This window comes from Neobacillus drentensis (assembly GCF_036966985.1).
In the GTDB taxonomy this organism is placed as follows: Bacteria; Bacillota; Bacilli; order Bacillales; family Cytobacillaceae; genus Neobacillus; species Neobacillus drentensis_E.
In genome coordinates this window covers 1-14285 of record NZ_JBALSN010000393.1, presented here as the reverse complement: position 1 = coordinate 14285, position 14285 = coordinate 1, and the positions used below count along the sequence as shown (strand labels likewise).

General features: G+C 37.5%; 15 protein-coding genes and 1 pseudogene. 3 read left to right on the top strand and 13 right to left on the bottom strand.

The features are described 5' to 3' along the window. Positions 1-309: 309 nt before the first annotated feature. Together V7659_RS23160 and V7659_RS23155 are read left to right on the top strand one after the other, a co-directional pair. A complete protein-coding gene (locus V7659_RS23160) occupies positions 310-1479 on the top strand; it encodes an MFS transporter (RefSeq protein WP_335542524.1) in 1170 nt (389 codons plus the stop codon). 246 nt (positions 1480-1725) lie between these two features. Continuing rightward, positions 1726-2433 carry an SDR family NAD(P)-dependent oxidoreductase gene (locus tag V7659_RS23155; protein ID WP_335542523.1) on the top strand — a complete coding sequence of 236 codons (708 nt, stop codon included), beginning with the start codon at positions 1726-1728 and terminating at the stop codon, positions 2431-2433. Positions 2434-2667: 234 nt separating this feature from the next. On the opposite strand, the gene fabF is transcribed toward V7659_RS23155, so the two are convergent. Next, a complete protein-coding gene (gene fabF / locus V7659_RS23150; RefSeq protein WP_335542522.1) occupies positions 2668-3900 on the bottom strand; it encodes a beta-ketoacyl-ACP synthase II in 1233 nt (410 codons plus the stop codon). A gap of 123 nt (positions 3901-4023) precedes the next feature. Between fabF and V7659_RS23145 the strand changes: the two genes are divergently transcribed. Beyond that, positions 4024-4875, top strand: coding sequence for a helix-turn-helix transcriptional regulator (locus V7659_RS23145; protein WP_335542521.1), 852 nt, complete (start codon positions 4024-4026; stop codon positions 4873-4875). Positions 4876-5104: 229 nt separating this feature from the next. Here the strand turns inward: V7659_RS23145 and V7659_RS23140 are convergent, their stop codons facing one another. From V7659_RS23140 to V7659_RS23085, 12 genes and pseudogenes are all read right to left on the bottom strand, one after another. Further along, a complete protein-coding gene (locus V7659_RS23140) occupies positions 5105-5812 on the bottom strand; it encodes an alpha/beta fold hydrolase (RefSeq protein WP_438825870.1) in 708 nt (235 codons plus the stop codon). Between the two features lie 159 nt (positions 5813-5971). Further along, a complete protein-coding gene (locus V7659_RS23135) occupies positions 5972-6241 on the bottom strand; it encodes a zinc ribbon domain-containing protein (protein ID WP_335542519.1) in 270 nt (89 codons plus the stop codon). Positions 6242-6345: 104 nt separating this feature from the next. Further along, on the bottom strand, positions 6346-7548 hold the full coding sequence (locus tag V7659_RS23130) for a macrolide family glycosyltransferase (protein WP_335542518.1): 1203 nt from the start codon (positions 7546-7548) through the stop codon (positions 6346-6348). 265 nt (positions 7549-7813) lie between these two features. Further along, positions 7814-8346: pseudogene (locus V7659_RS23125) on the bottom strand (ABC transporter ATP-binding protein); the annotation flags it as partial. 204 nt (positions 8347-8550) lie between these two features. After that, the gene (locus V7659_RS23120) at positions 8551-8892 is read right to left on the bottom strand and encodes a DUF1048 domain-containing protein (RefSeq protein WP_335542517.1); all 342 of its coding nucleotides are present in this window, start codon (positions 8890-8892) and stop codon (positions 8551-8553) included. Then, complete coding sequence (locus tag V7659_RS23115) at positions 8889-9233, bottom strand: PadR family transcriptional regulator (RefSeq protein WP_166262434.1); 345 nt, start codon at positions 9231-9233, stop codon at positions 8889-8891. The genes V7659_RS23120 and V7659_RS23115 overlap by 4 nt, the downstream gene beginning before the upstream one ends. Positions 9234-9453: 220 nt before the next feature. Beyond that, positions 9454-10560 carry a glycosyl hydrolase family 18 protein gene (locus tag V7659_RS23110; RefSeq protein WP_335542516.1) on the bottom strand — a complete coding sequence of 369 codons (1107 nt, stop codon included), beginning with the start codon at positions 10558-10560 and terminating at the stop codon, positions 9454-9456. A gap of 124 nt (positions 10561-10684) precedes the next feature. Further along, positions 10685-11497: an STAS domain-containing protein gene (locus tag V7659_RS23105; protein ID WP_335542525.1), complete on the bottom strand. Its 813-nt coding sequence runs from the start codon at positions 11495-11497 to the stop codon at positions 10685-10687. A 136-nt stretch (positions 11498-11633) separates the two neighbouring features. Continuing rightward, on the bottom strand, positions 11634-12233 hold the full coding sequence (locus V7659_RS23100; protein WP_335542515.1) for a PP2C family serine/threonine-protein phosphatase: 600 nt from the start codon (positions 12231-12233) through the stop codon (positions 11634-11636). A gap of 93 nt (positions 12234-12326) precedes the next feature. Then, positions 12327-13331, bottom strand: coding sequence for a PP2C family protein-serine/threonine phosphatase (locus V7659_RS23095; protein ID WP_335542514.1), 1005 nt, complete (start codon positions 13329-13331; stop codon positions 12327-12329). 3 nt (positions 13332-13334) lie between these two features. Beyond that, positions 13335-13748: an anti-sigma regulatory factor gene (locus V7659_RS23090; protein ID WP_335542513.1), complete on the bottom strand. Its 414-nt coding sequence runs from the start codon at positions 13746-13748 to the stop codon at positions 13335-13337. Positions 13749-13751: 3 nt separating this feature from the next. Further along, positions 13752-14087: an STAS domain-containing protein gene (locus tag V7659_RS23085; RefSeq protein ID WP_335542512.1), complete on the bottom strand. Its 336-nt coding sequence runs from the start codon at positions 14085-14087 to the stop codon at positions 13752-13754. Positions 14088-14285: the final 198 nt, after the last annotated feature.

The window sequence follows — 14285 nt, the reverse complement described above, 5'->3', positions numbered from 1 at the left end:
CTTGGCAAGTATTGTCCGTAAGAATCGGTATTGCGGACATTTCTCCCTTTCGCTTGGCGGGTTTTGTCCGTAAGAACTGGTACTATGGACATTACCCCCTCCCATGCACATTTCCTCCTAATGACATAATTCAAAAAAAATTTACAATCTAGATTAAAAAGTCATAGAAAAGATCTTAAATTAATTTCTATTTACATTAAATTTTCTCCTTGATATAGAGTTAACTCTAGCGTTTATACTTACTCCCATAAATATTGTTAATTGGAGTTGGTAATAAACATGTCTTTAAAGAAGCCAGGAGATGTTTTTTTGACTAAAAAAAGTAATTTGTTAATTTTCATATTAACTATCGGTGTATTTGGCATCTTAAATACTGAAATGGGGGTTATTGGGATATTACCCTCCATTGCTGAACACTTTCATGTCAGCATATCAAAAGCAGGATGGCTGGTGAGCCTGTTTGCCCTTGTTGTTGCAGTATCCGGTCCTACGATGCCGTTACTGTTTTCCGGTATAAATCGGAAGAAGGTCATGTTACTTGTACTCGGTGTTTTCGTTTTGGGGAACATCGTATCCATCTTTACATCTAACTTTACCATTCTATTAATTGCTCGCATCATTCCAGCCTTTCTTCATCCCATTTATTGTTCCTTGGCCTTTACAGTAGCTGCTGCCTCAGTAAGTAAAGAAAACGCTCCAAAGGCTGTTTCTAAAGTATTCATAGGAGTATCTGCCGGTATGGTAGTCGGTGTACCGATGGCAAGTTTTATTGCGAGTTCCGTTTCGTTTGAAATGGCGATGGCATTCTTTGCTATTGTTAATGCTATTGTATTCATTGCCACCTTACTATTTGTACCATCGATGCCTGTTAAGGAACGACTTTCTTCTGGAGCACAATTATCAGTATTAAAAAAATCTATTACATGGCTTTCTATCATGACTGTCATTTTATTAAACTCTGCCGTATTTGGAGTTTATAGTTATTTTGCTGAGTATTTGAAAACTGTTACGAATATGTCTTTGAATACCATTAGTTTGATGTTATTCATATTCGGTGGAGCCAATATTATTGGAAACATTGTGGCAGGGAGATTACTGACTAAAAATGCAAACAAATTTGTGGCATCTTTTCCTTTTGTATTAGGGATCATATACATCCTATTATTCTCATTTGGGCAGTTTACCTTTCCTATGGCCTTCATTACCTTAATTTGGGGAATATTAGGTGGAATAGGAGGTAATATAAATCAATATTGGATTATATCTGCCGCTCCCGAAGCGCCTGATTTCGCCAATGGCCTATTTTTATCAGCCTGTAACATAGGAACAACCATAGGAGCAGCTGTAGGCGGGTTATTTATTGCAGAAATGGGTACACAATACGTCGTATTAGTTGGAATCCTATCATTAATACTAAGCTTGGTAACTATTTTACTGATAAACTATATGTATAGTCCTGCAAAACAACTTTCTATTTAAGCATTGAATTCAACTTCTTTATCATCATAAAGGCGATGATGACCAAATTCTTTTGGAAAATCTGGGAAAGTGGTCATCATAATGGCGATGATGACCAATCCTTTCGGAAAATCTATGAAAGTGGTCATCATAATGGCGATGTTGGATTTTATATTCCCTCTTCTACTTTCACTTAATTAGATTTTTAGGATGTAAAAAAAATCTGCTCTAGCCCAATATTAGTTACTGAAAAATGGAGGATTAAAAATGTCAAAGGATCTAAAAGTTGCACTTGTCACCGGCGGGAATCGAGGAATTGGATATCAACTGGTCAAACAATTAGCTTTAAAAGGTTTTAAGGTCATTTTGGCAAGTCGGGATCCGCAAATGGGTCATGAAACTACCAAAAAACTTAAGGAGTTAAATCTGGATGTTTCGTTTGTGGTGTTCGATGTAGATAATCAAAAAAGCATTCGTCAAGCTGCGATTACAGTAAATGAGCAGTATGGAAGATTAGACGTATTGATTAATAATGCTGGTGTCTATTTGGATGAGAATAAAAAGTTAGTGGCTATGGACCCTTCCATTCTGGAGCGGACGATGGCAACGAATTTCTTCGGTGTTTACCATGTCATCCGCTCCTTTATCCCCATCATGGAAGTAAAAGGATATGGAAGAATTATTAATGTTTCTTCGGAATATGGGGCGTTGAGCGAAATGCCTTATCCTGGAGTAGGCGCTTATAAGTTGTCTAAGCTTGCCTTGAATGGACTGACACAATTAATAGCAGCAGAAGTTAATGGTGATATCAAAATTAACGCAGTCGATCCAGGTTGGGTCAGCTCAGATATGGGTGGACCATCGGCTCCACGAACTCCTAAGCAAGCGGCTGAGTCTATCCTTTGGTTAGCGTCGATTGGACCTGAAGGACCTAACGGGGGATTCTTTAGAGATGGAAATCGAATTGAATGGTAGTTTATTAAGGGCAATTTATTTGATGTTAAGTGTAGTTCGATGAAAACGTCTATTGCAAATGTTAATATATAGAAACCAGATTAAGAAATGGCCCTGTTAAATAATATTGTTGATATTTAAATATAAATTAAGGACCACAAATATTTGAGGTCCTTGATTTTTATTCTTATTGAAGAGAAGTAACCTTATAGTAGGTACATTTCTTTACTCTCTCTAATAAAACTATTTTCACAATTAATACTTTTTCAAAGCAATTACTGCATTATGCCCACCAAACCCAAATGAATTAGAGATCCCTATTTTGAGATTTGTTTGTCGGGCTACATTTGGTACATAATCTAAATCACATAATGGATCGGGCTGTTCTAAGTTGATCGTAGGCGGAATGATGCCCTCTTGGAGACTTTTTGCTAATGCAATAGCTTCAACCCCACCAGCTGCCCCTAATAAATGTCCTGTCATCGACTTATTCGCCGTAACTGGTATTCGGTATGCTTGTTTGCCAAACAATTTTTTTATAGCATTTGTTTCAGATATGTCACCTATCTCTGTACTTGTTGCATGAGCACTAATTACATCTACCTCATCAGTAGAAATGGACGCATCTTTTAAAGCCATTTTCATTGCAAGATAGGCTCCTTTACCTTCTGGATGTGGTGAAACCATGTGATATGCATCAGAACTAGCACCATATCCAATTACTTCAGCATAAATTCGTGCATTTCTGCGTAAAGCATGTGTTAGAGATTCAAGTATTAAAATTCCTGCACCTTCTGACATTACAAATCCATCTCTATTCGCATCAAAAGGACGACTAGCAGCACTTGGTTCATCATTCCTCGAAGATAATGCTTTTGCATTCCCAAAACTGGCTAGAGACAATTCTGATATGGCTGCCTCAGCCCCACCAGCAAATGCTACATCAGCCGTACCATACCGAATAATTCTGAAAGCCTCTCCAATAGCTGTATTTCCAATTGCACAAGCGGAAACAGGTGCCATAGAAGGTCCCAATGCCCCCCATTTGATACTTATTTGTGCTGAAGCTGCATTTGCTATCATCGAAGGCACCATTGTTGGACTTACCCTTTGTGGTCCTCTTTCTCGAAGTACATCAATATTTTGAATCAATGTCTCAATTCCACCTATTCCCGAACCAATATATACACTAAGACGCTCTAAATCTATTTCCTTAATGTTCAGATAGGAATCGTTCCATGCTTGTTCAGCTGCAACTAGTGCAAATTGACAAAATCTATCCATACGCCTTGCATCCTTCTGACCAAGCATATCCTCAGCATTGAAATCCCTAACAAATCCAGCAATTTTGGTTTTATGTTTACTTACGTCAAATGTATTAATGTAAGAAATTCCAGACCTGCCTTCGGTTAAATTCCTCCAAAATGTTTCAACGTTGTTTCCCAAGGGTGACACGACTCCCATCCCTGTAATCACAACTCGTTCCATATTTATTCCCCCTCGTTATTAGATTATCTATATTTTGTCACCATGTTTATCCTATTACAAGTTGTTGTTTATCATAGTATAATTAGTAATATGATTATCGTTTTAAGACAGGAGTAATTTAACATGAATAATAAAACAAGATTAGAAGCTCTATCAAAATTTTTAAAGTTAAAACGTGCAAATATACAACCTCAATCAGTAGGATTACCAACGGGAATTAGGCGGAGAACTCCAGGTCTAAGGAGGGAAGAAGTCGCCCAGTTAGCGGGAGTGAGCACTACCTGGTATACATGGCTAGAACAAGGGCGAGATATAAAGGTCTCGTCTTCTGTACTAGATTCTATAGCATCTGCTTTACAGTTAAATAATGATGAACGAAAGTATCTTTACGATTTAGCATTAGAAGTAAACACAAATGTGTATAAACATGAGGTTTTACAAACAAAACTTTCCCCCTCTTTAAAAAAAATATTAACAGAATTAAAATACTGTCCCACTCTGATCACAGACCGACATTTTCAAATCGTTGGTTGGAATCCTGCTGCAGCTTATGTTTTTCTGGATTTTGAACAAATTCCCATTGAACAAAGAAACTTGATCCGCTTAGTGTTTACGAGGAAAGAGTTGAGGGCTTTAGCTGTCAATTGGGAGCATTTTGTGAAAGGATTTCTTTCTATCTTTAGGGTTTATTATGGGCAAAATATGGGGGATGAATGGTACACTCAATTTCTTGAAGAGATGTCAAATCTTAATCCAGATTTTCAATCTTTATGGCAAGAAAATCAAGTAAATATGGCTCCCGAAGTGTTGATTGAATTTAGACATTCCAGGGCAGGTAAAATGATTTTTAATTTAACTTCTTTACAAGTTCATGGGGATACGGACTTTTGGTGTAGCATTTATACACCTGTCGAGGGTTCCTCTACTGAAGAAAAATTGAAGAGAAGGATGAATAAAAGTGAGCCTAAAAAATAAAGCCAAACATCCTATTTCTTACTAGGATGTTCGGCTTTTTCTATAAACTTTTTGAATGAATGTACTTAATCTAACCATTAGCACATTTAGAAAAAGTGACTGTATCAATTCCCAGCTTACCTTCTTTACCGTAGAAAATTCTCAATGATGCTAATTTGTTCTTCCGTATTTAAAGCTGGGGCATGGCCTAGTTTTGGTATCGTTACCATTTGACAGTTTGGCTTTTGGGTCATTTTTCCCGCAACATCAAGTGGCAAAACGTCAGATATTTCACCTCGGATGAGTAATATTTTAGATNNATCGCTTCCCAGTAGTTCCATAAGTTTAAATCTTCCATGTGCTGAAATTGCAATGCAATGCTGGGATCATAATCAGGACTTATTCCCCCCTCATCGCTTCTTCTACAAGAATATCGGGTAAAATCATTCCACTCCTGCTCATTTGCAAGACCAAATGTGGTATAAATCGTTTGGTAATACTTCTTTAATTCACTGAAGGTTTTAAATTGCGGAGGATTCCCCACATAGCTAATAATTCGTTTAATACCTTCAATATCCTGAACAGCATTTTCCGAAGCACCTGCTCCTATGTCATTTAACACTAAATGTGAAATCCGATTGTGATGATTAGGCGTACCAGCAATTCGCAGTCCAATGGCTCCTCCCATCGAGGTGCCAACCCATCGGACTTGTTCAATTCCTAAATGGTCCAATAATTCAATCGCCAGGTTACTATAATTCTCAAAACAATAATCCTTTTCAGGGGCAGAACTCCATTGGCTCAATCCCCTCCCAATTGTATCCGGACAAAGGATATAATAGTTTTGGGATAAATGGCGGGCTAAAATATCAAAGTCTCGCCCATTTCGAGTTAATCCGTGCCAACAAACCACAGCTGGTTTCTGTGGATCTCCCCATTCTGTAAAATGAACTTCCATTCCATTAATCGTTTCAAGCCTAGATTTAGGAAAAGACATAAAACCACCACCAGTCATTATTAATATTCTCACATTAAATATTCGATTTACTGGCAAGAATCCCTTCCTCAAAAAAGCAACCTGAAAATAAAACAAAAAAGACCTGAACAATTTTGTTTTTTAGCTCCAGCGCTCTAATTTTTTCAAGAATTTTTTTGTATACATTTTATTGAGAAAAAATTTTTCAATCCGATTCATATCTGATTCCTGAAACTTTTTCAAACTAAATGCATAAAATTCATCGAATGTTAAATCAGGCTGCATCCATTCACCATTTTGGTAACAATTGTGACAGTATTTTTCTGACGGTGTTCCATCCTTTTCAGTTCCAAATTCACTTGGCACTTTCATAGGCATGCCACAGCTTTGACATAGGTTTGGTTTTGCCATTTTTACTCCTCCGATTTTATTCAGTTTTGAATTTGTCATCATCAACATTTACCATTTTAAACTGATCACCGCTGTAATCTATCCAATTTTTTCATTTTTGGTATTTATATATCATTTTGACTTTTAAATTCAAAAACCTCATCAACCGCTTGGTGATATCCACCCGATTGTTGCATGGATTCTCTTATATTTAAAACAGCTTTTTGGAAAGATGGGTCGTTTAACGCATGATCTGCCGCTTCACGTAGTTGAATTGCAGTCAAGTCTTGCATTGATAATGTAATACCGGCTCCGAGATTGGACACTTGCCCGGCAATAATCGGCTGGTCCGCGCTTTGTGGGATTACAATTAGCGGAACCCCGTAATAGAGACCCTCATTGGTACTATTCATTCCACCATGTGTGATAAATAATTTACAGTGTTTTAACACATCCGTTTGTGGAACATATTCTTTTACAATGAAGTTTTGAGGGATCTCTCCTAAATCGATTAGTGGGGTTTGTTTCCCGATTGACATAACAACCGTATGATCGCTATTTCCAAATGCAGCAAAACAAAGTTTATAAAAATCAATGGCTCGGTTAAAAACTGTCCCGAGAGAAATGTAAATGGGACTTTTTCCTTTGATAGCAGCAACGTCAAAGTCATCCTGCTTTAATCGTATGGAGATGGATGGACCTATAAATTTGTAAGTTTGGTCGAATGCTTCTCCAGAAGGTTGAAACTCTCTAGTTGTATACACGAGTGTAAGTGGTGCTGGATTACAAAAAACTTCGTAAGGAGAATTGATCTCCACATCATATTTTTCCTTTATTATTGCTGTCAGGCTTTGATATTCTTCGTTAATTTCTTTAACTACTTCTGTAGGAATATTTTTAGAAAGACGTTCCAACAGTTTATCGAATGATTCCTTTGTCTCCGCAAAGGAAGTACAAGAATTGATGGCCGGAAGCTTAAGGATTTGGGCAAGTATACGTCCACAACCAAACATGGAATCATGAATGATGTAATCAAAATGTTCTCCCTCAATCTGTTCGAGTACGCTAGGTATGACAATATCTGCTGTATGTAGAAGACCGTTAATTCTTTCCGGTAAATAATTTCTACCACCCTTGATAAAGGCTTTTATAAATTTTTGACCGTCTAATGTACGGACTGTTGCTCCCGCCTTCTCCAGTCTTTCTTGAAAAGCTTCAATTGTAAAGTACACGACCTCTTCCCCGCGCGAAACAAGCTCTTGGACAACTCCAATCGTTGGATTGATATGCCCTTCTGATCCGGCATTAATAAATAAAACACGTGCCATTTCTACCTCTCCTTAGGTATTTCTAAATTGTTTATGAGAAGTTTCATCCTCATTTCTACTCAAGTAATGGGATTAAATTTATCATAATTCATTTCTTGAAAATCTCAAGCTTTTAATTAACCAAAAAGCCCCCTTTAGTTGAAGTAAATTTCTTCACAATCTCACACTAATAAAACATTTTTATGTCCATTTTGTTTAAAAGTCCTATTTCATTAAATGGTCCAATAAAAAAATAAAAGCACAATTCTTATTGCAGAATTGTGCCCTTGACGGTATCCCAGACTTCAATCCGCGCTTGGGGTCGAGCCCTGTCGTCGGTTCGTCGAGAAAAATGACTGCTGGCGACCCAATCAAGCTCATGGCGATGTCAAGCCGGCGCTTCATCCCGCCGGAATACTTATTTGCCCGGCGGTTGGCCGCATCGGTCAAGCTGAATCTTGCAAGCAGATTGTCGGCGACTTGTGCGGGATTGGAAACTCCCCGCAACTTGGCGATCATCATCAGGTTTTCCCGCCTGGTGAGCATGCCGTCTAAAGCTGCGAACTGCCCTGTCAGGCTGATGCTCTGGCGAACATGATCCGGTTGACGCTGGACGTCAAATCCGCAAATACCTGCTTCGCCACCATCGTATTTCATCAGCGTCGAGAGGATGTTGACCGTCGTCGTCTTGCCCGCTCCATTTGAACCCAGAAGTGCGAATATTTCACCACGCCGCACCTCAAAATCCACCCCCTTTAAGACTTCCTTATCTTTAAAGGATTTTTTTAACCCTTTTACATAAATCGCTGCATTGCTCATACTTTTTTCCTCCTTATTAAAAGCGCAGCAAGGCGCTTGATTGCCTATACTTCCCTACTCAGTGTGACTGATATTCTGTATTACTTACTACTTGGTTAAAAATATAACTGAATAGTGAATGTTACACATTACATTTGTAACCAACTATTCAGTAGGAATGATCTCTTGAATTTACTTTTGGCGAAATCCACTAGGCTATCGCGGTTAGCCACGACCAATAGTATCGTTCAACTTCTTGCGATACTTATCCTTCCAAGTTTGCTCATCCTTCACTAGGTCGTCGCAGAAAGCAGCCACGTCCTCGCCCGTAAGGTCAGTGACTTTCTTTCCTTCCGCTGCGCCTTCTTCGAAGAGGTCGAGAATGCCGCCAAAGATACGGCTGCTGTCCTTCCAGTTGGTGGGACCACCACCAGCAGTCCACAAATATTTTTGGATTGCTTTGTAAGCATTGCGGTACTCACTTGGAAGTGCCTTCGCACGCGCCTCCATCGCCTTCCATTCCCGCTTGTCATCCAGACTTCCGATAATTTTTTCAAAAATACTCATATGACTTCTCCTTTTAATTTTATTTTAGTTTTAAGTTCGTTAATTTTACTTGAGACGAAATCCCATTTTTTCCAAAAAATTTTAAGCTGCTCTTGACCTGCTGCGTTGAGTGTGTAAAATTTTCTCGGCGGTCCCATAGTGGATGGCTTTTTCTCGATGTCCACCAGATTGTTTTTCTCAAGCCGCATGGTAATCGTATAGACTGTGCCTTCAACCACATCAGCGAAGCCAAGTTCTCGCAGCTGCTGCGTGATTTCATAGCCGTAAGTTTCGCCACGGCTGATGATTTCAAGCACACAACCCTCAAGCACCCCTTTCAGCATTTCCGTGATATTTTCCACTTTTTTACCTCCATTTATATTTTACTTATATTTATTTTAGTACTCTGTAACACAGGTATTTTGTGTTACTGATATTCAGTACTGCTGACTACTAGTATATAGTATTACTAAATAGCATCCTTTGTCAATAAAACTTTTCGTCAAACAAGCCCTTTTTTATGTCTTCAACGGTGTTTTTATCAAATTTGACAATCCCAAAAAGATTTGGAAGATCATTCCATCACTTTTTAACTTTTATTTTCTCGGGTATAGTCTTCCAGTACATAGGGTCTTCCAAACCGAGCCGCCAAACCCCGATTCCCCGTAAGTTATATTTCTCTACAAGGTTTAGCTTAAGTCGCAGACTATGGCTATTCTCAAACCAAGCCTGGTGGCTATGATGTTCTTCATCAACGTAACTGAAATGAGGTGTTTGCGAATGGGAGTCCCATAGAACTTTCGCTTTATATTTTGCTTTCTGACCCATTATTTCTTCATAGGAGCTATATCTGGCTTTGCCTGCTGTTGTATCCCAGTCCCATCCATACCCAGCAATACCCAGTAAAATTTTTGATGGTGGTACTTCATGTTTCAAAGCATAACGAATCGTTGCCTCTGTCCAATCGACTGATGCAGTTGAACCGGGTTTTGTTCTTGGGTTGTGTTCATCGTATGTCATAATCATTAACCCATCTGAAAATAGGCCAAGCTTTTCGTAATCAAACCACGGAGACCAGGGATTAGCACGGGAATCACCTGTATTTGCCGGGACTGAAACTGTAACTACTTTTCCATCACGATGCAGAGCATCAGACAAATTTTTTATCAGCAGACTAAAGGAATCTCGGTCAGTCAAATACAAATTTTCCATGTCAATATTAATACCGTCATATTTAAACTGATTCATTTCATTGCGTAAGTTCTGAATGAAAACATTGCGATTGTTATTGTTATCGATTACATTACTTGCTACCTGCTTGCCCTTCTCGACGGTTTCATAAAAGAGATTATGTACAACCATATATACCTTCAAATGTTGTTCATGAGCACTCTGTATAACCTTTCTCTTATGATCTGCTTTAACGGAATCTATAAGACTGCCTGGCCGTTTATCATCAAGCTTATACCAAAAGGGAGCAATGATACTTAAACTGCTGAAATGCGAATTAACTGTAGGTTGAGACCCTGGGTACTTTCCTTCCTTTTCTGTGTAGAAACCTAAAACTTCACGAGGAAGTTTATTCTTATTGGATTCTTCTTTTGCTTGTGACTGACTACAGGATGACATTAGTAATAATGCCATGCTTAAAGAAACGATGGTGAATGTCCGATCCCAATAATTTTTCATAATACACCTTCTTCTAATATGTATATTTCTTAAGTTGATTTGAAAAGTGGTAACTTATTCACGAATTGCCTTTCCCCCATACAAACTTTGAAAAAAAAACCGGGAAGTGAACCATCCCGGGTATTTATACATATTTATTGGGTTTACCAAGATAATCATTTAATGTTTGCTGTAGGGTTGCCTTTGTTTCTGTATAACTAGTAAGATTGATCCCTAAATGAACCATTTGTCTAACAAGTTCTGGGCGTAATCCAGTTATGACTGATTTAGCCCCCATCAGCGTGATACCAATCAACACATTTTGAAAATGAGCAATGGTTACTTCGTCCATTTCAGATATTCCTGACAAGTCAATAATTAATGTCAGAATCCTTAACTTTGCAATTTCTGTTAGTACTTTTTCTTGAATAATATCCATACGATAAGCATCAAATGTACCAATCAATGGCAATACAGCTACCGTTTGACTGACTGGTATGATAGGTACCGAAAGATGTTCCACTAATTTCCTTTGGGAAAGGATTAATTCATCTTTATAGTGTGAATAGCTAATAAAGAACGTGTTTAAAAACTCATCAATCCCATCATTAACTTTTTGCTCCAATTCGAAAAAATTGTCTGCAAAATTAACATTCTCATTTTGTTGATCAAATTGTTCGATAAAATACCATAAAGTACGTCTAATTGCATGTACCCATTCTAATTTGAACGCAACAGTTAATGAATATTTCGCCCAAGCAATGCCCTCTTCATTAGCGAAAGCAATAAGTTCTTCGTATCTATCTTGCACTACATAAAGAACGAGCTTTTGAGCATTTTTTAATAAATCAATATTTCCCTCTTTTAATATATTTTCAATATTAGTGGCAACATTGACAGCCTCCGATAATAGTTTCTCCTGAAATTCCTGTTTATTATTGGTAATATATTGGGACATATTTTTAGTATCATAGAATGTTTGCAATTTTTCATCCTCCTTTGTTGAGTCTTTTCTACCTTCACAGCGGTAACTCTACGTTAATACCCGAATTTTGAGTAATAAAACATTTTTAATGGCTCGAATGTAGCTTTTGTTAAAAAAGTTGACCTACAATATAAGTCAGGTCGTCTTTCCTTGTTTTCACATGGTTATCTAAATAGTTAGAGATCTCTTCAATCGAACTAGAGGAGCTTGCTAATGACTTTAAACCGGGTATCGCAAGACCATCCGTATGAATAATAAATTTTGATCCCTTTTCATAAGAAAATGTTTCGCATCGGTATTTTTGGGGCCTCCCAGATAAATATCCCAGGATAGGCAGTGGATAGATAAACTTTCCTGAGGGGCAAGAAAGAACAAACTGAATGTTTCCCACCGAACTATAGGTGAAAGTCTTCTGTAAAAAATGTGCCTTTAAAATGGATAGAGTGACACCTCTTTTATCCTTAAGGACCTGATTGCAATATTCGATTAATACCTCTACCTCTTTCTCATGGTTTTTTTCCACTTCCTTGCGAACAGCATCCGACGAATGAAAGGCATGCTCCCCACTGCCTAAACCGTCAGCAACCGCACAAATAAAGTAATCTTCAGTTGCTTTCATATAAATGCTATCCCCGTTAAATACATTACCTTCCTTAGGAATTTGATAGGCAATTGCCTGAATATGTTGGTTAATGCCACTTTCAAGCATTTTTTTACCCTGCATCTTTACCAGTGCCTTTCATAGATATTTGGTTACTTTTTTTGTTATCTTCAATGCTTAATATGATAGATTCAACAACCTTTAAATCTTTTTAAAAATAATTAGCGTAAAATCATCCCTTATCTCGAAATTTTGTAATCTTTCGAGATCACGATAAATGCTTTCCACCATTTCTTGTGCGGACAAATGCATATAGGTTTGAATTAAATCAGTTATTATAGATCGTTCAATAAATCCCTTTTCTGTCCTTGATTCAGTCACACCATCAGATAGCATAACGATTATATCTCCGTGTTTAACCTTTTTTTCAAATTGCTCATATGTAATATCCTTTTGTACACCTAACACCATACCTCTTGTTGTAAGGTCCTCAAAGGATTGAGAAGACGCATGATAATAGAACCCTTGTTCATGCCCTGCAGCAGCATAAATAAATGTATGATTACTGAAATTATATACTCCGTAAAACATGGTAATAAACATACTTGAGTCAAGATTATTTTCTACGACTCTATTTAAATTTGATAACACATCATTTGGACTATTTATGGACTTTGGTAAACTATCCATTCCATACTTAATCATAGACATACAAAGGGCTGCAGGAATTCCTTTGCCTATTACATCTGCAATGGCAATACTAATACTTTTTTCGTCCTCAACAAAGCGATAAAAGTCTCCATTTATTTTCTTCGCCGGTACACTAATGGCACCAATATCAATTTCATCCAGCTTCGGAATAGACGTTTCTAAAAAGTTTTCTTGTATGCTCGCAGCCATTTCAATTTCCGATTTAATTTCAAACTGCTTGTCCCTCAAGCTCTGATATTCTTGATAGGCTAAGCCATAGTTCATCATAAATTCAATAAGGAAATCAAACGAAGCTACAATTTCCTCTCTAATATCAGGAAATAGATCCTTTAAAACTTTACAATGGATACTAATAATTTCTTCAGGGGAAATTTGCTGTATAATGGATTTCCTGCTGAACATTTGTCCTTGATACAATGCTGTTTCAGAAGATTCTTCTATATATCTGCTAAGTATTTCCCGATAACTGGATTCTAAAATCGATTTGAAATCCATTTTTTACCCAAACCTCCCTCTTAGCCATTTTACTACCTGGATGGTTGTCCCTTTCCCAAGTGTTGAGGTCAAATCAAATTCATCCATTAAACGTTTTACCCCGGATAAACCTGCCCCTAAACCACCAGATGTGGAATATCCATCCTCCATGGCTCTTCTAATATCCTGAATTCCTGGGCCATGATCAAGAGCAGTTACTTTTAAACCTGTTTTTTCAAGAGCAATGACAGGCTCAAAATGAATCTCTCCCTTGCCGGCATATAAATAAATATTTCGTGCCAACTCAGAAATTGCAGTGGTGATTCTTGTCTGGTCAACTGTTCCAAATCCAAGCTCCTTAGCAATGTTTCTACCTTCCTGCCTAGCTGTAACGATATCCCATTCTGATAATATTTTTACAGAGGATTCGTATCCCATGATCTAATCCCCCAACTCCCTTTGTAATATTTCTAAACCCTTTTCTAAATCTAATGCTGTATCGATATCCTGGAGATGAATCCCGAGTTCAACTAACGTAATCGCTACAGCTGGTTGAATGCCAGTTAATACAACTTTTACACCCATCATTTTGGACATACTAATCACATCGCCTAGAACCTTAGCAATAAACGAATCAATCATATCAACAGACGTTAAATCAATTACCACACCCCTAGCACCAGTTTCATGTATTCTTTGGAGCAATAATTCTTGAAATTGTAATGCGGTTTGATCATCAAGCTCCCATTGAATGGAAANNTCATTTTTTTCCTCCATTTAATACTTCTTTAAATTTTTTATTACTTTCGTAATTAGTAGAGACATAAATCGATATATACTTCAGACCACAACAAGTCAAAAAAAAGGACTATCAATAAGATAGTCAAATTAATAGTAAAGAGGATAGGGGGAAATGTAGCTATTTATTACATACCCGTATATTAAAATCTTAAACCTAAAAATTTTTTTTATTTT

Excerpts from the sequence above, each read along its gene's own strand:
- V7659_RS23155 (WP_335542523.1), top strand. The coding sequence starts at position 1,726 with ATGTCAAAGGATCTAAAAGTTGCACTTGTCACCGGCGGGAATCGAGGA.
- fabF (WP_335542522.1), bottom strand. The coding sequence starts at position 3,900 with ATGGAACGAGTTGTGATTACAGGGATGGGAGTCGTGTCACCCTTGGGA.
- V7659_RS23145 (WP_335542521.1), top strand. The coding sequence starts at position 4,024 with ATGAATAATAAAACAAGATTAGAAGCTCTATCAAAATTTTTAAAGTTA.
- V7659_RS23135 (WP_335542519.1), bottom strand. The coding sequence starts at position 6,241 with ATGGCAAAACCAAACCTATGTCAAAGCTGTGGCATGCCTATGAAAGTG.
- V7659_RS23130 (WP_335542518.1), bottom strand. The coding sequence starts at position 7,548 with ATGGCACGTGTTTTATTTATTAATGCCGGATCAGAAGGGCATATCAAT.
- V7659_RS23120 (WP_335542517.1), bottom strand. The coding sequence starts at position 8,892 with ATGAGTATTTTTGAAAAAATTATCGGAAGTCTGGATGACAAGCGGGAA.
- V7659_RS23110 (WP_335542516.1), bottom strand. The coding sequence starts at position 10,560 with ATGAAAAATTATTGGGATCGGACATTCACCATCGTTTCTTTAAGCATG.
- V7659_RS23105 (WP_335542525.1), bottom strand. The coding sequence starts at position 11,497 with ATGTCCCAATATATTACCAATAATAAACAGGAATTTCAGGAGAAACTA.
- V7659_RS23100 (WP_335542515.1), bottom strand. The coding sequence starts at position 12,233 with ATGCTTGAAAGTGGCATTAACCAACATATTCAGGCAATTGCCTATCAA.
- V7659_RS23095 (WP_335542514.1), bottom strand. The coding sequence starts at position 13,331 with ATGGATTTCAAATCGATTTTAGAATCCAGTTATCGGGAAATACTTAGC.
- V7659_RS23090 (WP_335542513.1), bottom strand. The coding sequence starts at position 13,748 with ATGGGATACGAATCCTCTGTAAAAATATTATCAGAATGGGATATCGTT.